Consider the following 21,299-nt stretch of genomic DNA (forward strand, 5'->3'; position numbering starts at 1 on the left):
CGGTGCGACATGACACGCGACCAGACCCGGTTCAGTGACGCGTCATGTCGCGGTCGGCGTGGGTCCCGAGCACGACCACGGCACGACGGTGCGACATGACACGCGACCAGACCCGGTTCAGGCGGGCGCGGGGCAGCCCCCCTTGAACGCAGGGCGCGGCGCAGGCTCAGCGGCCGCCGAGGAACTTCTCGAAGCCCTTCGGCAGCTGCGACGGGTCGAGGTCCGGCGTGTCCGCATCGCCGGCACCGGGCAGGCCGAACGCCGAGGCAGCCGACTGCTGCCGACTCTGCGCCGCCTTGTCCGCCAGGGCCCGCTCCTCGGCTGCACGCTTGGCCGGGTTGCCGCTCTTGCTCTTCTTGCGCTTGGCCGGCGCAGCCCGCCCCCGCTTGCCGGATCCCGGCAGGCTCGGCATGCCCGGAAGCCCGCCGCCCCCGCCCCGGGCGAGCGACTTCATCATCTTCTGGGCCTGCCCGAACCGCTCGAGCAGCTGGTTGACGTCGGTGACGGTGACACCGGAGCCACGGGCGATGCGGGCCCGCCGGGAACCGTTGATCTGCTTCGGATGGGTCCGTTCGAAGGGGGTCATCGACCGCACCATCGCCTCGACCCGGTCGAACTCCCGGTCGTCGAAGGCGTCGAGCTGCTCGCGCATGCCCTGCATGCCGGGCATCATCTTCAGCATCGACTTGAGCGAGCCCATCTTCCGCACGGCGTTCATCTGCTGGAGGAAGTCCTCGAAGGTGAAGTCCTCCTCGGCGAGGAACTTGCGGGCAATCTCGTCGGCCTGGTGCCGGTCGAACGCCTTCTCGGCCTGCTCGATGAGCGTGAGGACATCGCCCATGTCGAGGATCCGCCCGGCCATCCGGTCGGGGTGGAAGACCTCGATGTCGGTGACCTTCTCGCCGACGGAGGCGTACATGATCGGCTCGCCCGTGATCTCCGCGACCGACAGCGCGGCACCGCCTCGGGCGTCACCGTCGAGCTTGGACAGGACGACACCGGTGAAGGCGACGCCGTCGTGGAAGGCCTGCGCGGTCTCGACCGCGGCCTGGCCAATCATCGCGTCGATGACGAAGAGGACCTCGTCGGGCTGGACCGCAGCGCGGATGTCCGCGGCCTGCTGCATCAGGTTGGCGTCGACGGCCAGCCGGCCGGCGGTGTCGACGATCACCACGTCGTGCTGCCGGGCGCGAGCCGCCTCGACGCCGGCCCGGGCGACAACGACCGGGTCGCCGAACGAGTGCGTGCCCTCACCCGAGGCCAGGACGGCGTCGTGTCCGCCGATGTTGCCGCGCTCTGGCGCGAAGACCGGCACCCCGGCGCGCTCACCGGTGACCTCGAGCTGGGTGACGGCGTTCGGCCGCTGCAGGTCGGCGGCGACCAGCAGCGGAGTATGCCCCATGTCCTTGAGCCAGTGCCCGAGCTTGCCGGCGAAGGTCGTCTTGCCCGAGCCCTGCAGCCCGGCCAGCATGATCACGGTCGGCGGCTGCTTGGCGAGCCGCAGCGGTCGCGTCCGCCCACCGAGGATCTCGACGAGCTCCTCGTTGACGATCTTGACGACCTGCTGGGCCGGGTTGAGCGCCTGGCTGACCTCCGCGCCGAGGGCCCGCTCGCGGACCCGGGCGGTGAACCGTTTGACCACCGGGAGTGCCACGTCCGCATCCAGCAGGGCCAGCCGGATGTCGCGCACCGCCTTGTTGACGTCGCTCTCGGAGAGCCGGCCCTTGCCGCGCAGGTTCTTGAAGGTCGCGGTCAGGCGATCAGACAGGGTTCCGAACACGCAGGCAACTCTAACCGCTGGCCACCGCCGGCCCCTGCAGCGACGCTGTCACCACCAGCTCGGCCACTGCGTCGTGGTCGAGCCCAGGCTCGGCGGTCGTCGACCGGAGGCGACGCAGCCCGATGTCCGGGGCAGCCGAGTCGGTGCCGTGACGCGCCCGCAGTCCGCGCCGCCGGCGCCCGGTTAGCACCCCGGCACCGGCTCCAGGCGGACCAGTGGCACCACCGGGGGTCACGGCCCGGTGGACCTCGACGGCCTGCACGCTCCAGGCGGACCGCTCGCACCACGCGGCGGCCCTCGTCCCGGACGAGGGCCGCCGCTCCGGGTGACCGCGGTCCCTTCGAGCCGGGTCAGGTCCCGTCGCAGGCGTCGATGATCATGGCGACGGCCCGGGCGGCCCGAGCCGGAGCCAGGACGGCGCCGGTGTGCTCGGTTACGTAGAGGGTGTCGATCGCGTACCCGGCATGCGTCGCGATGTGGGCTGACCGGAGCGTCAGGGACGCCCGGGCCAGCGTGATCCCGATGTCGTGCAGCAGACCCGGGCGGTCCCAGGTCCGCACCTCGATGACCGTCGCGGACTCCGAGGCCCCGCTCAGCACGAGGGCGCGGGTCTGGTCGGGTGACCCGGGAACCAGGCGGCGAGCGGGTCGCTCGGCCCGGCGCCGGCCGATCAGGGCGAGTGGCCCCCGGTCGCCGTCCGCCACCCGGACGAGATCACGCACGATCAGCTCGGCGACCGGCACCTGGCCCCCGGGCGAGTCCACCCACCACTCGTTCGCGGCAAGGCCGTCGCCGGTCCGCAAGGTGGCCGACCGGACCGCGAAGCCCATCGCGGCGAGCAGCCCAGCGGTGTCGGCGAAGAGGCCCACGCGGTCGCGGTCCGTGACCAGTATCCGGTGCGCCCCGCCGTTCACCTCGACGTGGACCACGGGTCGGCCCAGGGCCAGCTGTTCGAGCTCGGGTCCGGTCAGGTATTCCTCCAGCCTGCCGGCGAGCGGCTCCGCGGCGACCGTCCCGTTTGCATCCGGTCCGCTGCCCAGCGCCTGCCGCCCCCGGGCGCACAGCCGGTCGACCAGGCCCGCCCGCCAGTCGGTCCACGCCATCGGGCCTGCGGCACGGGCGTCCGCCTCGGTGAGCACCCGCAACAGGTCGAGGGTCCGAACCGAGCCGTCCACGGCCAGAGCCAGTGCCGAGAGGGTGCCGGGGTCGGCCGGGTCGCGCCGGGTCGCGAGCTCGACGAGGGTCAGGTGCTCGCGCACCAGCCGCACCACGAGCTCGAGCTCCGGGCCGGCCAGCCCCATCCGGCGGGCCACCCGGGCCGCCGTCTCGGCCCCGTCCGCGGCATGGTCGCGCGATCCGGCCACCTTGCCGATGTCGTGCAGCAGGGCTGCCAGGACGAGCAGGTCGGGGCGGTCGACGTCGCGCAACATGCCACCAGCGACCACGACCGTCTCTACCAGGTGCCGGTCGACGGTGTGCCGGTGCACGGGACTGCGCTGGGGGCGGCACCGCACCGCGGACCACTCCGGCAGCCACCGGTCGACGACACCGGCCAGGTCGAGCCCCTCCCAGACCGGGACGAGAGCAGGTCCGGTCGCGAGCAGGTCGGTGAACAGCTCGCGCGCCAGCGCAGGCCACGGCTCCGGCAGCGGAGGGACCTGCCCTGCCAGGTTGTGCAGTGTCGCCGGTGCGAGCGGCAGGCGGTTGCGCGCTGCCACCAGCGCGGCCCGCAGCGGCAGCAACGGGTCGGACCGGGGCGCCGCGGAGGGCCCGAGCACGACCTCGCCGTCGTGCCGGTAGAGGCCGTACCCGAGCGGCACGAGCTGCGGCCGCCGCGGCCGGACACGCAGCACCCGGGCCCGCTGGGACTGTCCGGCCCGTCGCAGGGTGGTGTGAGCGGCATACGCGATGACGCGGGCGCTGCCCGACACCTGGGTCAGCAGCGCGTCCGCGTCCGGAAGCCCGAGCAGGGCCGCACAGGCGTCCTGGTCCTCGCGGCCGAGGCGGTCGCGGCTCCGACCGGTGACGACATGGACGGCGTCGCGGACGTCGAGCAGGTGGCGGTATGCGGCGTCGACCTCCCCGTGCGGCCGGTCGGCCAGCCAGGCCGCGGCCAGCGACCGGAGCAGGCCCATGTCACGCAGCCCGCCGCGGGCCTCCTTGAGGTCCGGCTCGACCAGATGGGCGAGGTCGCCGTGCCGGGCGTACCGGGCCGCGACCGCCGCCTCCATCTCCGGCAGGCGCGTCCGGGCGTTGGCTCGCCAGTCGTGCGCGACCGTGGAGCGAGCCGCGGCGACGACGTCGGGGTCACCGGCGACATGGACGATGTCGAGCAGGCTCACGGCGGCCGAGAGGTCTGTCGCCGCGACCGCACGACACTCGGCGACGGTCCGCACGCTGTGGTCGAGGCGGGCGCCCGAGTCCCAGACCGGGTACCACAGCCGGTCGGCGAAGGCCGCGACGTGCTCGTCCGACAGCCCCCGGGGGTGGTGCAGCAGGATGAGGTCGAGGTCGCTGAGCGGGCCTGAGTCGCCCCGGGCCAGCGAACCGACCGCCGCGAGCGCGACGCCCTCGAGTCGACGGCCGGCCCCGGCCCGGTCCCACACCTGCCCGAGCCAGCGGCGGGTGTGCTCGGTCAGCGCCCGGCGCCGGGCGGCACCCGAGCCGGGTGTCGCAAAGTCGCGGGTGCCGGCCAGGTCGAGCCGGCGGGACCGGAACGTCCGGTCCGCCGGCGCCGGCCGCTGTCCCGGGGCCATGTCCAAGATCCTCACCGGGCGGCCTCAGAGAGCGGCCGGGCCGCGCTCGCCCGTGCGCACCCGGATCACGTCGTCGACCGGCACCGACCAGATCTTCCCGTCGCCGATCCGGCCGGTCTGGGCCGCCTTGAGGATGACCTCCATGACGTCGGGGGCGTCGATGCCGTCGACGATGACCTCGAGTCGCACCTTGGGCACGAACTCCACCGTGTACTCGGCGCCGCGGTAGACCTCGCTGTGCCCGCGCTGGCGACCATAGCCGCTCGCCTCGCTGACCGTCATCCCCGAGACGCCGAAGGCCTCCAGGGCCTGCTTCACGTCCTCGAGCCGGTGCGGCTTGATGATCGCGGTGATCAGCCTCATCGCTGTGCCTCCGTTCGGTTGGTGTGGATGGTGCCACCGGGCGCGCCTGCCGCGCCGCCCAGCCCGATCCCGGCCGGGACCGGGTTGCCGGGCAGCCAGGCCTTGCCGGGCGAGCCGGCCAGGCCGACCCCCAGTCCCCCGGCCAGGTGGCCCCAGTCGTAGGCCGACTCGGCGTGCAGGTCGTGGTCGATCCCGGCCGCCTCGGCGTCGGCGCTGATCCGCCAGCCCATCACCGCGCGCAGGGCCAGACCGACCACGAGCGTCACGAGGCCGGACACGGTGACCGCCGCCAGGGCGATGAGGGCCTGCACCACGAGCTGCCGGATCCCGCCGCCGTACAGTAGCCCGGTGCGGGTGGCGAGCAGGCCGATGCCCAGGGTCCCCCACAGCCCGGCGACGAGGTGGACGCCCACGACGTCGAGGGAGTCGTCGAAGCCGAGCCGGTACTTCAGGCCGACCGCGACCGCACACAGCGCGCCTGCGACCGCGCCGAGGCCGATCGACCCGATCGGGGACAGTGCCCCGGCCGCAGGGGTGATGGCGACCAGGCCGGCCACGACGCCCGAGGCGGCACCCAGCGAGGTCGCGTGTCCGTCGCGGAGGCGTTCGGTCGCCAGCCAGCCGAGCATCGCGGCGCATGCGGCTACGGTCGTGTTGACCCACGCGACCCCGGCGCTGCCGCCTGCCGAGAGGGCCGAGCCGGCGTTGAAGCCGAACCAGCCGAACCACAGCAACGCGGCGCCGAGCATCACCAGCGGCAGGTTGTGCGGCCGCATCGGGGTGCGGCCGAAGCCGATGCGTTTGCCGACGACGAGCGCGAGGACGAGCCCCGCCATTCCGGCGTTGATGTGCACGACCGTCCCACCGGCGAAGTCGATCGGGGCGACGGAGGCGGCTGCGTCCGCGCCGGAGCCGGTGACGCCGAACAGCCGCGCGGCAAGCCCGTCGGGTGAGCCGGAGAGCAGCCCACCGCCCCAGACCTGGTGGGCGAGCGGGAAGTAGGCGAGGGTCACCCACAGGCCGCTGAAGACGAGCCAGGTGCTGAACTTGACCCGGTCGGCGATCGCGCCACTGATGAGCGCGACCGTGATGATCGCGAAGGTCAGCTGGAACGCGACGTTGACCACGGTCGGGTAGCTGCCGCTCATGACGTAGGCGCCCGCGCCGTCGGTGATCGCCCCGTGCAGGCCGAACAGGTCGAAGGGGTCCGCGAACAGACCCGCCACCGACCGCGGCCCGTAGGACATCGAGTAGCCCCAGAGGACGTAGACGATGCCGACGACGCCCATCGCGCCGAACGACATCATCATCATGTTGAGGACGGACTTGCCCCGGACCATGCCCCCGTAGAAGAGGGCGAGCCCCGGGGTCATGAGCAGCACCATCGAGGCGCTGACGAGCATCCAGGCGGTGTCGCCGCTGTCGAGTGCACGGTTCATGTCGAGCAGTCTCCGGGCGGCGCGTTTCCGGCACGCGCGGCGCATGTTACGGACGTGTCAACAGATCCGCGCCCAGGTGACGTTCTCGTTTCGGGCGGGGCACCGTTCTGCCGGCCGGTGCCGGGGGCGGGGAGCACGACAACTGCACCCGATGGCACTTCTCGTGGCAGACGACGGAGCCTGCGGCCTCACTCGCCGGAGCTCGCTCGGGTCCTCGGCCCGGCGTCGGCCCGGCGTCGACCCGGCGTCACTCCACGATGGCGTCGACGAAGGCCTCCGGGTCGAAGGGCGCCAGGTCGTCGGGGCCCTCGCCCAGGCCCACCAGCTTGACCGGGACCCCCAGCTGGCGCTGCACGGACACCACGATGCCGCCCTTGGCGGTGCCGTCGAGCTTGGTCAGGACGATCCCGGTGACGTCGACGGCCTCGGCGAAGATCCTCGCCTGCTGCAGGCCGTTCTGGCCGGTCGTCGCATCGAGGACGAGCAGCACCTCGTCGATCTCGCTCTGCTTCTCGATGACGCGTTTGATCTTGCCGAGCTCGTCCATGAGCCCGACCTTGGTGTGCAGCCGGCCGGCCGTGTCGATGATGACGACGTCGACCTCCTGCTCGATGCCCGCCTTGACGGTGTCGAACGCGACGGCGGCCGGGTCGGCCCCCTCCTTGTCGGAGCGGACCGTCGGGACGCCGACCCGCCCACCCCACGTCTCGAGCTGGTCGGCCGCGGCCGCCCGGAACGTGTCCGCCGCCCCGAGCAGCACCTCGCGGTCCTCGGCGACCAGGACCCGGGCCAGCTTGCCAACGGTGGTCGTCTTGCCCGTGCCGTTCACGCCGACCACGAGGATCACGGCCGGCCGGATCCCGACCCGGGACGAGGCGATGCGGCGGTCCATCTCGGGCTGGACGAGGGCGAGCAGGTCCTTGCGCAGCCAGCCGCGCACGGTCGCCTCGTCGGTCGTGCCCTCGACCTTGACCTGGGTGCGCAGCGACTCGACCAGCTCGGTGGTCGCCTCGACGCCGAGGTCGGAGGCGATCAGCGTGTCCTCGACCTCCTCCCAGGCCTCCTCGTCGAGGTGACCCCGGGACAGCAGCGCCAGCAGCCCCTTGCCGATCGCGGAGTTCGAGCGGGCCAGCCGGGCCCGCAGCCGCTGCAGGCGCCCTCGGGCCGACTCGGGCCGCTCGACCGCGGGCGCGGGAGCAACCTCCTCGAGAGCCTCGGCAGGGCTCTCGGACGGCTCGGCGGGGTGCTCCGGTGGCGGCGCCGTCGCGGTGGCCGCACCTTGGCCGGAGTCGACGGCCGGGGAACCCGACGGCATCGGCTGCGCAGGCCTGCTCGGTTCGACGCTGCGCTCGGCGCCCCCCCGGCCCCGCATGAGACCGTAGACCGTGGCCGCAGCCAGCACCAGGACGATCAGCGCGATGATGACGTAGAGCCAGAGGTTGTCCACCCGGACATCCAACCACGAGCCCCCGGCGTCACCCGGCCGGCGCTACCAGCAGGGACCGGCGGCGCCCCGCTCTGCCGTCAGTGGGTGCGCGGCCGGCGTCGGCGGACCGCGTCGACCCGCGCTGTGCCGCGCGCCGAGAGCATGCCCTTGCCGTCACGATGGGCGGGCAGGGCGACCGAGCCGACGATCGCGACACCGAGACCGGTGGCGACCAGCATCAGGAAGATGAGCAGCACCATGTGATCAGAGTGAGACATGTGGTTGGCGCGATGGGCGCATCTTGGTCAGATCTCGTCGTTCCGTCACCGATTCGTCATCCTTCCGTGACCTTCTGGGCCCGATGCGGACCAATCGGGCGTTTCCGGACCCGACCGGCCACCATCGAGGTTACTCTGGCCGCTCCCGGCGCCAACCGCCGCCCCCCTCTGAAAGAGCCGCCATGAACCGTGTCCTTCGCCTTGCCTCCGTCCTCACGGCCACTGCGGCTCTGACCGCCGGCGCGACGGGGTATGCCGCTGCCGCCTATGCCGGCGTCCCCGTGCACCGTGTCGCCGGACCGGATCGGATCGCGACCGCCGTCGCCGCCTCGAAGCTGGTCTGGAGCGACGCCGGCGACGACTCCGGCGATCCCGCTTCGGCAGTCGTGCTCAGCCGCTACGACCAGTACGCCGACGCCCTCGGCGGCTCGGCCCTAGCCGGGGCCGCTGGTGGACCGCTGCTGCTGACCCGCCCCGGTGCCGTCGACTCCGCGACCCTCACCGAGATCCGGCGGCTGCTCGACGGCACGGGCACCGTCTACCTGCTCGGCGGCACGGGCGCGATCTCGGCCGGGGTCGAGCAGCGCCTGCAGGACGAGGGCTACTCCGTCAGACGCCTCTCGGGCCCCGACCGCTACGCGACGTCGGTCAAGGTGTCCAAGGAGGTCGCGGCGCTCGGGGGCGCGCGCCACCCGCAGTTCATCTTCGCCACGACCGGGCGCAACTTCCCGGACGGCCTCGCGGCAGGAGCCACCGCCGGCGGCTATGGGGCCTCGGTCGTGCTGACGAAGGACGGCGTGCTCCCGACCGCGGTCAAGAGCTACCTCGACGCCGAGCGCACCGCCGGCACCGACATCTACGCGATCGGCGGGGCCAGCGCCGGCGCCGCGTTCCCCTGGACGATGAGCATCGTGGGCCGGGATCGGTACGAGACCGCCGCGGACATCGCCCACCTGTTCTGGGGCGACCCGGACTCGCCCGACGACGACCCGACCTGGGTCGCGCTGGCGACCGGCGAGAACTGGCCGGACGCGCTCGCCGGTGGCGCGCTCGTGGCCGCCGTCGGCCCGCTCATGCTGACCAGGGCCACGTCGCTGCCGGCCACCACCAAGGACACGACGAAGGCCCTTGTCGAGTCGGCCACGCCGCCCACCGTCGAGGTCGGTGCCGTCCTGGGCGGCAAGAGCGTGGTCAGCGACAAGGTCAAGGCCGCCTTCACCACCGCGATCAACCCCTGACGGGGGTCGGCGTCGCAGGCTGGGCCCTCGGACGGCGGCCCGGAGGCCGTCGGACGCGCGGTCCCGGCCCGGCGGCATACAGCAGGACGGGGGACCCGACGGCGCCGGTCAGAGCGCTCCCCCGAGCGTGACCCCGCCGTCGATCGTCAGGGTCTGGCCGGTGATCCACCCCGCCTCGCCACCGAGCAGGAAGCTGACTGCACCGGCGATGTCCTCGGGCACCCCGAGACGCTTCATCGGGTAGGTGGCGGCGAGCTCGACCTCCCGTCCTTCGTACAGGGCGGTGGCGAACCTCGTCTTGACGACCGCGGGGGCCACCGCGTTGACGCGCACCTCGGGACCCAGCTGGTAGCCGAGCTCCATCGTCAGGTGGATGAGCGCCGCCTTGGAGACGCCGTACCAGCCGATCGTGCCGGACGCGCCCAGGCCGGCCACCGAGGCGACGTTGACCACGGCGCCGGGGCGGTCGCGGTCACCCAGACCCGCCCGCACCGCGTGCTGGACCCAGCCGAAGGCCGCGACGACGTTGACGTCGAGCACCTTGCGGGCCACCGCCACATCGCTGTCGAGCATGGGCCCGTACACGGGATTGATGCCGGCGTTGTTGACCAGGTAGTGCAGACCGCCGAAGGTGGCCCGGGCCGCCTCGACGACCGCCTGCTGGTGCGCCTCGTCGCCGGCGTTGCCGGGGACCCCGAGAGCGTGGGCCGGACCGCCGAGCCGGGCGACCGCCTCGTCCAGCGCCTCCGGCCGACGAGCGGTGACGACGACGCGGGCCCCCTCGTCGACCAGGCGCCGGGCGATCGCGAGCCCGATGCCACGGCTCGCACCGGTGACGATCGCGACCGCACCCTCGTGACGACGTGCGTCCATGGACAACCTCCGGACGGCAGGTGAGCGATTGCTCAGTGTGGCTGTGGTGTCCGATGCTGTCAACGTGCCCGGCCACTCCGTCCTGCAGTTCCCCGTGGCCGAGCTCGAACCCGTGGTCCGAGCCCGTCACGAGCACTACGACGCCGACTACGTCTCGGCTGACCCCGCCTTCACGCACGCGCACATCACCGCGCTCGGCCCGTTCCTGACGCCGGACGAGATGACCCGGCACAACCTCGACCTCGTCGCGTCGGTCGTCGCCCTGACCACGCCGTTCGCGTTCACCCTCGAGCGGGTCGGCGTCTTCCCGAACGGGATCGTCCACCTCCTCCCCGAGCCCGCGGCGCCCTTCCGCCGCGTCACCGACCAGCTCTGCGCCGCCTTCCCCGACAAGCCGCCGTATGCCGCCCAGTTCCCTGCCGTGACAGCGCACCTGACGCTCGACGCCGTCTCCGCGACGGTCTCGCTCGTCTCGACCAGACGGCTGCTCGGCGGCCTCGTGCCGGCCCGGTGCCGGGCCGACCGCCTCGACCTGGCCTGGTACGAGCCGGGCAACTGCCACCTCGTCACGAGCTGGAGGCTCGGCGCTCCGGGGTAGCGGGCCCCGCTCCCTCGGTCGACCGCGCACCATGTCCCGATCCGCACCCAGCGTTCGCGGACGCACCCCCGAGACACGCGACCCGACGGACGTCAACCCGAGACGCAGCTCCGCGGCCGTGTGGAGAAGGGCCATCCTGCACCCCGTCATCGTCGATGACGGCGTCGTATCAAGGTGCAGTCACTGCGCCGAGGGACCGTCGCAGCCCTCGAGCCGACCCGGCTCTCGTCTCGGTCCACCGGGCACCTTCTCCCGGCCGACCGTCACCGACCCGCACGATGCAACGGCGCCGCCTGCCTCACGAGGTCCGCGACGAGCTCGTAGACCTCACGCTGCTCCGGGTTGGCCATGCCGAGGATGACGTCGTCGACCCCGGCCTCGGCCAGCGCCCCGAGCCGGTCGACCGCCTCGCCGACGGACTGCGTGGTCTCGCCCGATGCGGCCCGCTCGCCGCCGGTACGGGACAGGGTCACCCGGGACAGCACGGTGTTGCGGACCTCCCGTGGATCGCGACCTGTCTCCGCGCAGCGTTGTGCCAGGACGGCCAGCTTCGCGCGGACCCGGTCCGGGCCGACGTCGAAGAGGTTGCACGCGTCGCCGTACCGGGCCACGAGGCGGAACGTCCTCTCCTCCCCCATGCCCCCGATGAGGATCGGCGGATGCGGCCGGCGGATCGGGGGCGGGCTGTTGAGCGTCCGTTGCAGGGTGTAGTGCCGGCCCGAGAAGGGGGCGTCGTCCTGCGCCCACATCTGCCCGACGATGCGCAGGGTCTCCTCGAGCCGCTCGAAGCGTTCCTTGAGCGGCGGGAACGGCACACCCAGACCCCTGTGCTCCTCCTCGTTCCAGGCCGCCCCGATCCCCAGCCAGGCCCGGCCACCAGACAGCACGTCCAGGGTGGTGACCGTCTTGGCGAGCAGCCCGGGATGCCGGTAGGTCACCCCGCTCACCAGCGCCCCGAGCTCGATCCGCGAGGTCAGCCCGGCGGCATACCCCAGGGTCGTGTAGGCCTCGAGCATGTCCAGCTCGGCGGGCCCGACGCCCCGGATCTGGAACCAGTGGTCCATCACCCACAGGCTGGACAGCCCGGCCTCCTCGGCGTCCCGGGCGATCCGACCGAAGGTGGGCCCGATCGAGCCGGGCGCCCCCGGCCAGGAGAACCAGGAGACCTGTAGTCCGAGACGCATCCAGCGATCGTCGCAGACTCCGCCAGACTGTGACCATGGCCCGGGCTCCGGAGGACTGCGTGACGACCAGGTTGTGGCGCCACGGCGAGCCGGCTGCGGAGGGCTTCCCGCTCGGCGACGTGTCGGAGCACCTCGCCGAGGACGATGCCCTGGTCTGGGTGGACCTGCGCCGCCCGGACCACGAGCTGCTTCGCGAGCTCGCCGTGGAGCTCGACCTGGACCCCCACGCCGTCGAGGACGCCGTCCTGCTGCACGAGCGGCCCAAGGCCACGCTGCACGCGAGCCACACGTTCCTGACGGTGTACGGGACGGCCCTGCGCGACGCCGACCCCGCGGACCCCCGACGCAGCCGGATGGAGCTGACCCGGATCTCCGCCTTCGTGCTGCCCCGAGGCATCGTCACGGTGCGCGGGCACACCGGGTTCGACTTGGCCGCCGTCCAGCGACGGTGGGACGATGACCGCGACCTGCTCCGGTACGGCGTCGGGGCGCTCGTGCACGGGCTGCTCGACAGCATCGTCGACGGTCACTTCGAGACGATCCAGCAGCTGGACCAGATGATCGAGGGGCTCGAGGACGTGCTGTTCGACGAGCGCGGGAGCTCTCGCGAGGTGCAGACCCGCACCTACCGGATCCGCAAGGAGCTCGTCGAGCTGCGCCGGGCCGTGCTGCCCATGCGCGAGGTGGTCAACACCGTCCAGCGGCACCGGTCCGAGACCACCGGCCACGCCAGCGAGCTGGACGGCTACTTCGCCGACCTCTACGACCACGTGCTGCGCGCGTCGGAGTGGACCGAGTCGCTGCGCGACATGGTCACGACCGTCTTCGAGACCAACCTGTCCCTGCAGGACGCCCGGCTGAACACCGTGATGAAGAAGCTGACCGGGTGGGCCGCGATCATCGCCGTCCCGACCGCGGTCACGGGCTGGTTCGGGATGAACGTCCCGTATCCGGGCTTCGGCAGCGTCTCGGGGGTGGTGGCCAGCGTCGGCATCATCCTCGGCCTCGGGCTGGTGCTGTTCGCCCTGTTCAAGCGCAAGGACTGGATCTGACCCGCCCGGGGCGCCCGGCCGCGAGACCGTCAGTCGCGGGTGAGCTTGCGGTACGTGACCCGGTGCGGACGGGTGGCCTCCGGGCCGAGCCGCTCGACCTTGTTGGCCTCGTACGCCTCGAAGTTGCCCTCGAACCAGTACCAGCTCCCGGGGTCCTCCTCGGTGCCCTCGTAGGCGAGGATGTGGGTCGCCACCCGGTCGAGGAACCACCGGTCGTGCGAGATGACGACCGCGCAGCCGGGGAAGTCGAGCAGCGCGTTCTCGAGCGAGCCCAGGGTCTCGACGTCGAGGTCGTTGGTCGGCTCGTCGAGCAGCAGCAGGTTGCCGCCCTGCTTGAGCGTGAGGGCGAGGTTGAGCCGGTTGCGCTCGCCGCCGGACAGGACACCGGCCGGCTTCTGCTGGTCCGGGCCCTTGAAACCGAACTGCGACACGTAGGCCCGGGACGGGATCTCGACCTGCCCGACCTTGATGTGGTCGAGCCCGTCCGAGACGACCTCCCAGAGGGTCTTCTTCGGGTCGATGCCAGCGCGCTCCTGGTCGACGTACGAGATCCGGACCGTGTCCCCGACCTTGACCTGGCCGCCGTCCGGCTGCTCCAGCCCGACGATGGTCTTGAAGAGCGTGGTCTTGCCCACGCCGTTGGGGCCGATGACCCCGACGATCCCGTTGCGCGGCAGGGTGAAGGACAGCCCGTCGATGAGGACGCGGTCGTCGAAGCCCTTCTTCAGGTGCGAGACCTCGATGACGACCGAGCCGAGGCGCGGCCCCGGCGGGATCTGGATCTCCTCGAAGTCGAGCTTGCGGGTGCGCTCCGCCTCGGCCGCCATCTCCTCGTAGCGAGCCAGGCGGGCCTTGGACTTGGCCTGTCGGCCCTTGGCGTTGGACCGGACCCAGTCCAGCTCGTTGCGCAGCCGCTTGGCGAGCTTGGCGTCCTTCTTGCCCTGGATCTGCAGCCGCTCCGACTTCTTCTCCAGGTAGGTCGAGTAGTTGCCCTCGTACGGGTAGAGCCGGCCGCGGTCGACCTCGGCGATCCACTGCGCCACGTGGTCGAGGAAGTACCGGTCGTGGGTGACCGCGATGACGGCGCCGGGGTAGCTCGCCAGGTGCTGCTCGAGCCACTGGACCGACTCGGCGTCCAGATGGTTGGTCGGCTCGTCGAGCAGGAGCAGGTCGGGCTTCTGCAGCAACAGCCGGCAGAGGGCCACGCGGCGCCGCTCGCCGCCGGACAGGTTCGTGACCGGCGCGTCGGGCGGCGGGCAGCGCAGGGCGTCCATGGCCTGCTCGAGCTGGCTGTCGAGGTCCCACGCGTCGGCATGGTCGATCTGCTCCTGCAGCTTGCCCATCTCGGCCAGGAGGGCGTCGTAGTCGGCATCCGGCTCGGCCATCTGCGCGGAGATCTCGTTGTACCGGTCGAGCTTGGCCTTGATCTCGCCGGCGCCCTCCTCGACGTTGCCGAGGACGGTCTTGTCCTCGTTGAGCGGCGGCTCCTGCAGCAGGATGCCGACCGTCGCGTCCGGGGCGAGGCGGGCCTCGCCGTTGGAGGGCTGGTCGAGCCCGGCCATGATCTTCAGGATCGTCGACTTGCCGGCGCCGTTCGGTCCGACCATGCCGATCTTGGCGCCGGGATAGAACGACATCGAGACGTCGTCGAGGATGACCTTGTCGTTGTGCGCCTTGCGCGCCTTGGTCATGGTGTAGATGAACTCGGCCATGCGCAGAAGGTTATCCGGCGCCGTCGCCCGGCCCGGAATCGGTCAGACCGCGTCGGCCAGCTCGTAGTCGTCGGTCTCGGGGTCGCCCGGGGTCGGGTCGCCGAAGCCCGGGCGGTCCGCGTCGGGGTCGTCCGCGTCGGGGTCGTCCGCGGCCGGGCCGGCGGGGGCCGGGCCCGCGGGAGCCCGGCGGTCCGCGTCCGGGTAGCCCGAGGCGGGGCCGACGAGCGCCGGAGGCGGGGGGCCGGGCACCGCGACGTCGTGGATCTCGCCGTTCTCGTCGACACCGGCCGGTCGCGCGGCGGTGACCAGGGCGGCGACGCTGCGGCGCACCTCCTCGTCCGCGGTGCGGTCGGCACCCAGGGCCGCGGCCCGGCTCACCCGCTCGAAGCTCGCCCGCCCCCACCGCAGGTCGTGCCCGATGTGGTGGGCCTCGACCTCGACCGAGCTGTGGCTGACGCCGTCCCGGTCGGTGTAGGTCTTGGTGGACAGGTTGCCCTCGATGATGACGGGTTGGCCCTTGCGCACCGAGACGGCCGCGTTCGCGGCCACGGTGTCGAAGGCGATGACGCTGTAGAAGCTCGTGCCCAGGTCCGCGTAGCTGCCGTCGGCGGTACGCCGATAGGGGGTCGTGGCGACCCGGAAGGTCGTGTAGACGCTCCCGTTGCGCGCGGCCCTGGGGGTCGGGTCGGTCACGACGTTGCCGTGCACGGTGACCTTGATCTCGTTCATGGTGGCTCCTCCTGCGGTGCCGGGTGCTCGATGGGCCGGCGAGGGCCGGTCCCGTCCGACCACCTTCGTGCCCGCCGGCGCCGGGCGCGAGACGGGCCGTGCAGGCTGTGCACGACGCGGCGCGTCGGCCCGGGGCTGGGGACAAGGGCCGCGGCCAAGGCGCCGCGACCCGGGGCCGGGTCAGCCCCCGGCCTGCTCGAGGCTCTCGCGCGTGCTCCGGTGCCGGGCGAGCACCTCGCGGACCGGCGCGACCACCCGCTCGTCGGTCACGGCCGCGACGGCCTCCTGCAGCCGTCGGCCGACCACCGCCCGGCGGTGCCGGGCCCCGACCCTGGCCCACCACCCGGACAGCGCACCGAGCCCGAGCCCGAGCAGCAGACCCGGCACGAGGAGCAGGGCGGGCACCGGAGCGATGCCGACCGTGGGCGTGTCCGGGCTGGGCAGCTGCAGGAAACCCAGTACGAAGAGCACGACCAGCCAGAGCAGCCCCGCCACCGCGGCGACCCCGAGCAGCCACTGCACGACGTTGACCACGTGCCACCACAGCGGCCGGCGGGCCCGCAGCGGGGTGGCCACCACAGCCTGGTCGAGCGCGTCCGGCAGCGCGCCCCCTTCGCCGGTGGCGGCGTCCTCGACGGCCTGCTCCCACCGGTAGGGCAGCCCGTGCGCGGCCGCACGCACGAACGACCGCGTCGCCACCTCGACGGCGGAGACCGTCGAGGCGCCCGGTGCCGGGATCGACGACCGGCCGAGCACCGCGCGCACGTCCCGACCCTTGACGGCGACCGGGATCGGCGGACGACGGCCGGCCTGGTCTAGCCGGAGCCGGCGCAGCGGGTCGGCGGCGAACCCCCGGGTCCACCGGGCGAACAGCCAGCCGGTGTGCGCGAACGCCTCTCGTCGGTAGTCCCGCGCCACGGCCTCGAGGACGACCGGCACGCCCGCGGACCTGGCCAGTGCGGCGTCCAGGTCAGCATGCGTCAGCCGCCCCACGTCCGCCTCCGAGTCCGCGACGTCCGCACGCAGCCGGGCCGCGCAGGACTGCACGTCACCGGCGAGCCGGCGGCGCGAGGCGACGTGCCCCGCCACCGCGTGTGCGAGCCGCTCCCGGAGCGCGCCGACCCCATCGCCGGTGCGCGCCGAGGTCGTCACCACCTCCGCACCGGGCACACCGTCGGCCGCGAGCAGCCGCTCGAGGTCGCGACGGCAGGCCGGGACGTCGCCGCGCGCCAGCCGGTCGCACTGGTTGAGCACCACGAGGGTGACCGCCTCGTGGGCCGCCTGCAACCTGATGAAGTCGTCGTGCAGCCGGGCGTCGGCGTACTTCTGCGGGTCGGTCACCCACACGAAGACGTCGACCAGCTCGAGCACCCGCTCCGCCTCGCGACGGTGGTCCAGCACCCGTGAGTCGAAGTCGGGCAGGTCGAGCAGCACGAGCCCGTCGAGCGGGTCTGCGCCGTCCGCCTCGCCGGGCACCGGCCCGGGGCCGGTGACGACGTGTCGGGCGTCGACCTCGAGCCAGTCGAGCAGCTCGCCCGCCTCGGCAGGCCCGAAGATCGCGGCCGTCGGTCGCGAGGTGGTCGGGCGCCGAGCCCCGATCCGGGCGACGTCCGCGCCGACGAGCACGTTGAACAGCGACGACTTGCCGCTTCCCGTGGCGCCGGCGAGCGCGACGACGGTGTGGTCGCCGGCGATGGTCGTGCGGGCCTCGACCTTGTCGATGACCCGTCGGGCCGCGTCCGCGGCCTCCGGGTCGAGCTCGCCGCCGCCGCTGACCAGGGCGAGGCTGAGCGCCGTGACGCGGGCCAGCAGCCGGTCGGTGCTGACCGGCGTCATCGGGTCCGGTCCCGTGAGCATCGGGCTCATCGCGCCGCCCGTACAGCCGCGGCGGCGGTCTCGAGGGCGCGTCCGTCGCCGGCCTCGACGTACACCGCGCCCACTGCTGCTTCGTACCTGCCCAGCTCGGCGGCATACAGCGCCGCGACCCGTGCCTCGAGCTGCTGACGCGCCTTCTTCGACAGCTCGCGCACGGCCTGGTCGCCGAAGACCGCCTCGAGCAGCTTCTGCCCGACCACGGCCGTGCCGCCGGCGATCCCGACCTCCGCGCCGGTGATCCCCGCCGTGCCGGCGAAGGTGACGAGCATCAGCACGACACCGAGGCCGTTGACGCCGTAGGCCATGATCCGGGCGGTCGTGCGCCGGTCGCGGCCCTCGTGACGGACCATCTCGAGGATGTCGCCCTGCCAGTCGCGTACGAGACGCTGGACCCGCGCGTCGGTCCCCGCGCCGGACCGCAGGAGGGTCGGGTCGGCGGCGAGCAGCTGGTCGCCGCCGGGCAGCGTGCGCCACCGGCGGGCGGTCGCCGTGGCGGCGAGCTCGGCGCGGTTGGCCACGAGCGACTCGACACCCGACTGGAGCGCGGCTCCCAGGTCGTCGGCGCGGGCCGGCTCGCCCTTGACGAAGGCGGTGATGCGGTCGCGCAGCCGCGACACGGCCGACTCGATCTGGCGGAACAGCTCGCCGGTGCCGACGAACTCCTGCCACCGTGCCAGGACCTCCCCACGCAGCAGGGTGCCGTCGCGCATGCCGGCCCGCACATGGGCGAGGGCCTCGTCGTATGCCGCCCGTCCGGCCTCGCGCAGGTCGCGCGCGGCCACGTCCTGCCGGGCCAGCGCCCGGCCGAGCTCGCCCGCGCGGGCGTCGAGTGACGTGAGTGCCCCGGTGAGGGTGTGCCGGACCACCTCGGCGCGGGCCTGCGCGTCGCCCGCGAGGGCCTGCAGCCAGTCGTGCAGCGGGGCGATCTGCTCCGGGGGCAACAGCCCCCGGGCCAGCCGGCTCTCGACGATGGTGAACAGCGGTGCCTCGCCCAACCCCTGCTCGCGGAGCATCCCGGACAGGTGCGGGCCGATCTCGCCGACCGCCTCGGTGGGCACTCGGTCGAGCACGACGGCGACCGACGTGCCACGGTCGGCCGCCTCGCGGAGCAGCTCCCACGGCACGGCGTCGGCGTACCGGGCCGCGGTCGTGACGAAGACCCAGAGGTCGGCGGCCGCGAGCAGCTGGGCCGCCAGATCTCGGTTGGACTCGACGACACTGTCGATGTCCGGCGCGTCCAGCAGGGCCATCCCGGCGCCCACCGCCTCGGTGGCGACCAGGCGGACCGCGCCGGTGGCCTCCGTGTCGTGCGGGGCACCGGTCACCCGGGCCAGCCCGGGCAGGATGCGCTGGTCGGTGAACCAGCGCGCATCACCGGGGTGGTGGATCAGCACGGGCGAGCGGGTCGTCGGGCGCAGCACACCGGGCTGGGTGACCTCGTGGCCCACCAGCGAGTTGGCCAGCGTCGACTTGCCTGCACCGGTCGAGCCGCCCACGACGACCAGCAGCGGCGCGTCGAGCGAGGCCAGCCGGGGGATGACGTAGTCGTCGAGCTGGTCGAGCAGGCGGCGACGTGCCGTACGGTCACCTCCGACCCCGGGCAGCTCGAAGGGCAGTCGGGTCGCGTCGACCGCAGCACGCAGCCGGGTCACCGCCTCCAGCAGTGCCCCCGCTCCGGCCTCGGGACCCGCCCGCACAGCGGCAATCCTTCCGCGTCCGGGCCTCCCCGACCAAGCCCTCACCTGCGCGTGTCGCCGCAGAGCCGGTCCGGGCCCGGCCCCGGACGCTGTCCTCGGTCCGAGCGGCGGAGGGTGAGCGGCATACCCGCTCGGACGGCACGCAGGGTGGCGGCGCCCCCGGCAGGACTCGAACCTGCGACCAAGAGATTAGAAGGCTCTTGCTCTATCCACTGAGCTACAGGGGCCGGTGCGTGGACGCGCACCCAGCATAGGCGCGCCGCTGACCCGGATCAGGTCACCGGCGACCCGACGAACGCGCGGCGGTGCTCGGTGATCGCCTCGAGCAGGTCGAGCTCGCGCTGCTGGGCTCCGGCACCGGCCTTGCCCTGCACGAGCCGCCAGCGCAGCAGGGCAAGGTCGCTCGCGCTGTCCTGGAATGCTGCCATCGAACGCTTCGCCGCGGCACCGCCGTGCCGGCGGGCCCAGCGCCGGGCCTGCTTGCGGTCACGCAGGTGCGACAGCATCGCCACCTCACCGTGGGTGAGCCACCCCGCGTCGGCATACGGCGAGAGGTACCGGCCGATCAGCCGGCCCTCGCGGTGGCGGAGCCAGACGACGAAGCCGACGAACGCGAGAAAGAGCGGCACCTGGATGCTGACATAGGCGACCATGAAACCCTGCAGGCCGGCCAGGCTCGTCAGGTTCCAGATGCCGTGCAGGATGACCGCGCAGAGCCACCCGCCGAGGGCGGCGACGACGCGCCGGACCGGCTGCCGGGCGGTCACGGCGATGCCCAGACCGATGCCGGTGCAGGCCGTGAAGAGCGAGTGCGCGAACGGGCTCATCAGCCCCCGCGCCACGAAGGTCGCCGAGAGCGCCTCCGGCCCACCGGCGGTGAACGCCTGCCCGAGGTAGAGGATGTTCTCGGTGAAGGCGAACCCGGCCCCGATGATGCCCGCGTAGACGACCCCGTCGACGACGCCGTCGAACTCGCGCCTGCGCAAGAGGTAGACCACCACGATGCCCAGGCCCTTGAGGGTCTCCTCCACGACCGGCGCCACGTACACCGCCCCGGTCGCCATCGGGTCGGTCCAGTCCGCCCGGGCGAGGGCCAGCACGCTCATGGTGTTCAGGACGTAGGCGCCGGCGACCGCGACGACGGCACCCCAGAGGAAGGCCAGCAGCTGCAGGCGCAGTGGTTCGGCCTCCCACCGGTCCAGCCAGAGGTAGGTCGGCACCACGATGCACACCGGGATGAGTGCGTACAGGCCGGCGAGCAGGGCGGCTCGCGCCGACAGGGCGCTGTCGATGACGACGAACAGCAGGAGCAGGCCGGCCAGGAACGCGACGGCGACGACGCCGATCGTGATGGCCGCCCGCAGGGCTGGTCGTCGGGACGGGTTGGGGGCCCGGCTCCATACCGTGTCGGGCCGGTCCGGCAGCGGCCCGGTCCCGGAGGTCATGCCGAGCAGGGTAGTGCAGCCGGCTCTATAGGGTGGTGCGGTGAGCGACACCAACCACCGCGCCGTCACCGACCGCATCGTCTGGATCGACTGCGAGATGACCGGACTGGACCTGCGTACCGACGCCCTGATCGAGGTGGCCGCGCTCGTGACCGACTTCGAGCTCAACCAGCTCGGTGACGAGGTGGACGTCGTCATCCGGCCACCGGCCGAGACCCTGGCCGCGATGGACGACTTCGTGCGCGACATGCACCGCACCTCCGGCCTGCTCAGCGAGCTCGACGACGGGGTGAGCCTGCAGGAGGCGCAGGCCAGGGTCCTGGAGTGCGTGCGCGCCCAGGTCCCGGAGCCGCGTCGCGCGCCGCTGGGCGGCAACACGGTCGGTACCGACCGGGGCTTCCTCGCCCGCGACATGCCGGAGCTGGAGGGACACCTGCACTATCGCGTCATCGACGTCTCCTCCATCAAGGAGCTCTCGCGACGCTGGTACCCACGGGTGTACTACAACGCCCCGAAGAAGGCGGGCGGGCACCGCGCCCTCGCCGACATCCAGGAGTCGATCGCCGAGCTGCGCTACTACCGGGCCGCGGTCTTCGTGCCGGAGCCGGGCCCGGACACCCCGACGGTGAAGGGGCTCGCCGAGCGGTTCACCGTCACCCCGCGCGCCGGCGCCTGACCGCCGGGCCGGGGCGGTCACGAGCACTGCACGGGAACAGGTACGATTGGCGACGCCGACTCTCGGGGCTGGGCCCCGTCCGGCGCGTCCGCGAGACGCATGGTGGGTGTAGCTCAGCTGGTAGAGCACCTGGTTGTGGTCCAGGGGGTCGCGGGTTCGAGTCCCGTCACTCACCCCA

Annotated in this window: 17 protein-coding genes and 2 tRNA genes; 5 read left to right on the plus strand and 14 right to left on the minus strand. The window is 72.9% G+C overall.

What is annotated here, in order from left to right:
- Positions 1-166 precede the first annotated feature (166 nt).
- The 6 genes from ffh to WMI84_RS09600 form a co-directional block, all read right to left on the minus strand.
- Entirely contained in the window at positions 167-1,780 is a 1,614-nt protein-coding gene (gene ffh, locus WMI84_RS09575) for a signal recognition particle protein (RefSeq protein WP_347352551.1), read from the minus strand.
- Between the two features lie 350 nt (positions 1,781-2,130).
- On the minus strand, positions 2,131-4,536 hold the full coding sequence (locus WMI84_RS09580) for a [protein-PII] uridylyltransferase (protein ID WP_347352553.1): 2,406 nt from the start codon (positions 4,534-4,536) through the stop codon (positions 2,131-2,133).
- Positions 4,537-4,560: 24 nt separating this feature from the next.
- The gene (locus WMI84_RS09585) at positions 4,561-4,899 is read right to left on the minus strand and encodes a P-II family nitrogen regulator (RefSeq protein ID WP_347352555.1); all 339 of its coding nucleotides are present in this window, start codon (positions 4,897-4,899) and stop codon (positions 4,561-4,563) included.
- The gene (locus tag WMI84_RS09590) at positions 4,896-6,338 is read right to left on the minus strand and encodes an ammonium transporter (protein WP_347352557.1); all 1,443 of its coding nucleotides are present in this window, start codon (positions 6,336-6,338) and stop codon (positions 4,896-4,898) included. Before WMI84_RS09590 ends, WMI84_RS09585 begins: the two co-directional genes overlap by 4 nt.
- A gap of 247 nt (positions 6,339-6,585) precedes the next feature.
- Positions 6,586-7,785 carry a signal recognition particle-docking protein FtsY gene (ftsY, locus tag WMI84_RS09595; protein ID WP_347352559.1) on the minus strand — a complete coding sequence of 400 codons (1,200 nt, stop codon included), beginning with the start codon at positions 7,783-7,785 and terminating at the stop codon, positions 6,586-6,588.
- A gap of 77 nt (positions 7,786-7,862) precedes the next feature.
- The gene (locus WMI84_RS09600; protein ID WP_347352561.1) at positions 7,863-8,024 is read right to left on the minus strand and encodes a hypothetical protein; all 162 of its coding nucleotides are present in this window, start codon (positions 8,022-8,024) and stop codon (positions 7,863-7,865) included.
- Between the two features lie 200 nt (positions 8,025-8,224).
- On the opposite strand from WMI84_RS09600, the gene WMI84_RS09605 reads away from it, so the two are divergent.
- The gene (locus WMI84_RS09605; protein WP_347352563.1) at positions 8,225-9,280 is read left to right on the plus strand and encodes a cell wall-binding repeat-containing protein; all 1,056 of its coding nucleotides are present in this window, start codon (positions 8,225-8,227) and stop codon (positions 9,278-9,280) included.
- 108 nt (positions 9,281-9,388) lie between these two features.
- Here the strand turns inward: WMI84_RS09605 and WMI84_RS09610 are convergent, their stop codons facing one another.
- On the minus strand, positions 9,389-10,153 hold the full coding sequence (locus tag WMI84_RS09610) for an SDR family oxidoreductase (RefSeq protein ID WP_347352565.1): 765 nt from the start codon (positions 10,151-10,153) through the stop codon (positions 9,389-9,391).
- Positions 10,154-10,217: 64 nt separating this feature from the next.
- Here WMI84_RS09610 and WMI84_RS09615 point away from each other — a divergent pair, with 64 nt between their 5' ends.
- Positions 10,218-10,751, plus strand: coding sequence for a 2'-5' RNA ligase family protein (locus tag WMI84_RS09615; protein ID WP_347352566.1), 534 nt, complete (start codon positions 10,218-10,220; stop codon positions 10,749-10,751).
- Between the two features lie 263 nt (positions 10,752-11,014).
- On the opposite strand, the gene WMI84_RS09620 is transcribed toward WMI84_RS09615, so the two are convergent.
- Positions 11,015-11,935, minus strand: a complete 921-nt coding sequence (locus tag WMI84_RS09620; protein ID WP_347352568.1) for a TIGR03560 family F420-dependent LLM class oxidoreductase — start codon at positions 11,933-11,935, stop codon at positions 11,015-11,017.
- Between the two features lie 35 nt (positions 11,936-11,970).
- Between WMI84_RS09620 and WMI84_RS09625 the strand changes: the two genes are divergently transcribed.
- Entirely contained in the window at positions 11,971-12,987 is a 1,017-nt protein-coding gene (locus WMI84_RS09625) for a magnesium transporter CorA family protein (protein ID WP_347352570.1), read from the plus strand.
- A 29-nt stretch (positions 12,988-13,016) separates the two neighbouring features.
- Here WMI84_RS09625 and ettA read toward each other — a convergent pair whose 3' ends face one another.
- From ettA to WMI84_RS09655, 6 genes are all read right to left on the minus strand, one after another.
- Positions 13,017-14,699: an energy-dependent translational throttle protein EttA gene (gene ettA / locus WMI84_RS09630; protein WP_347352572.1), complete on the minus strand. Its 1,683-nt coding sequence runs from the start codon at positions 14,697-14,699 to the stop codon at positions 13,017-13,019.
- Between the two features lie 42 nt (positions 14,700-14,741).
- Positions 14,742-15,428, minus strand: coding sequence for a single-stranded DNA-binding protein (locus tag WMI84_RS09635; RefSeq protein WP_347352574.1), 687 nt, complete (start codon positions 15,426-15,428; stop codon positions 14,742-14,744).
- Positions 15,429-15,608: 180 nt separating this feature from the next.
- Positions 15,609-17,294, minus strand: a complete 1,686-nt coding sequence (locus WMI84_RS09640; protein WP_347352576.1) for a GTPase — start codon at positions 17,292-17,294, stop codon at positions 15,609-15,611.
- Complete coding sequence (locus WMI84_RS09645) at positions 17,291-19,000, minus strand: GTPase domain-containing protein (protein ID WP_347352578.1); 1,710 nt, start codon at positions 18,998-19,000, stop codon at positions 17,291-17,293. Before WMI84_RS09645 ends, WMI84_RS09640 begins: the two co-directional genes overlap by 4 nt.
- Before the next feature lie 154 nt (positions 19,001-19,154).
- Positions 19,155-19,227, minus strand: a tRNA-Arg gene (locus tag WMI84_RS09650).
- Positions 19,228-19,272: 45 nt separating this feature from the next.
- Positions 19,273-20,445: a PrsW family intramembrane metalloprotease gene (locus WMI84_RS09655; protein ID WP_347352580.1), complete on the minus strand. Its 1,173-nt coding sequence runs from the start codon at positions 20,443-20,445 to the stop codon at positions 19,273-19,275.
- Positions 20,446-20,485: 40 nt separating this feature from the next.
- On the opposite strand from WMI84_RS09655, the gene orn reads away from it, so the two are divergent.
- The gene (gene orn, locus WMI84_RS09660; protein ID WP_347352582.1) at positions 20,486-21,121 is read left to right on the plus strand and encodes an oligoribonuclease; all 636 of its coding nucleotides are present in this window, start codon (positions 20,486-20,488) and stop codon (positions 21,119-21,121) included.
- Between the two features lie 102 nt (positions 21,122-21,223).
- Positions 21,224-21,299, plus strand: a tRNA-His gene (locus WMI84_RS09665).

The organism is Intrasporangium sp. (assembly GCF_039812505.1).
GTDB lineage: Bacteria > Actinomycetota > Actinomycetes > Actinomycetales > Dermatophilaceae > Intrasporangium_A.

Excerpts from the sequence above, each read along its gene's own strand:
- WMI84_RS09580 (WP_347352553.1), bottom strand. The coding sequence starts at position 4,536 with ATGGCCCCGGGACAGCGGCCGGCGCCGGCGGACCGGACGTTCCGGTCC.
- WMI84_RS09585 (WP_347352555.1), bottom strand. The coding sequence starts at position 4,899 with ATGAGGCTGATCACCGCGATCATCAAGCCGCACCGGCTCGAGGACGTG.
- WMI84_RS09590 (WP_347352557.1), bottom strand. The coding sequence starts at position 6,338 with ATGAACCGTGCACTCGACAGCGGCGACACCGCCTGGATGCTCGTCAGC.
- WMI84_RS09600 (WP_347352561.1), bottom strand. The coding sequence starts at position 8,024 with ATGGTGCTGCTCATCTTCCTGATGCTGGTCGCCACCGGTCTCGGTGTC.
- WMI84_RS09605 (WP_347352563.1), top strand. The coding sequence starts at position 8,225 with ATGAACCGTGTCCTTCGCCTTGCCTCCGTCCTCACGGCCACTGCGGCT.
- WMI84_RS09610 (WP_347352565.1), bottom strand. The coding sequence starts at position 10,153 with ATGGACGCACGTCGTCACGAGGGTGCGGTCGCGATCGTCACCGGTGCG.
- WMI84_RS09620 (WP_347352568.1), bottom strand. The coding sequence starts at position 11,935 with ATGCGTCTCGGACTACAGGTCTCCTGGTTCTCCTGGCCGGGGGCGCCC.
- WMI84_RS09625 (WP_347352570.1), top strand. The coding sequence starts at position 11,971 with ATGGCCCGGGCTCCGGAGGACTGCGTGACGACCAGGTTGTGGCGCCAC.
- ettA (WP_347352572.1), bottom strand. The coding sequence starts at position 14,699 with ATGGCCGAGTTCATCTACACCATGACCAAGGCGCGCAAGGCGCACAAC.
- WMI84_RS09635 (WP_347352574.1), bottom strand. The coding sequence starts at position 15,428 with ATGAACGAGATCAAGGTCACCGTGCACGGCAACGTCGTGACCGACCCG.
- WMI84_RS09640 (WP_347352576.1), bottom strand. The coding sequence starts at position 17,294 with ATGAGCCCGATGCTCACGGGACCGGACCCGATGACGCCGGTCAGCACC.
- WMI84_RS09655 (WP_347352580.1), bottom strand. The coding sequence starts at position 20,445 with ATGACCTCCGGGACCGGGCCGCTGCCGGACCGGCCCGACACGGTATGG.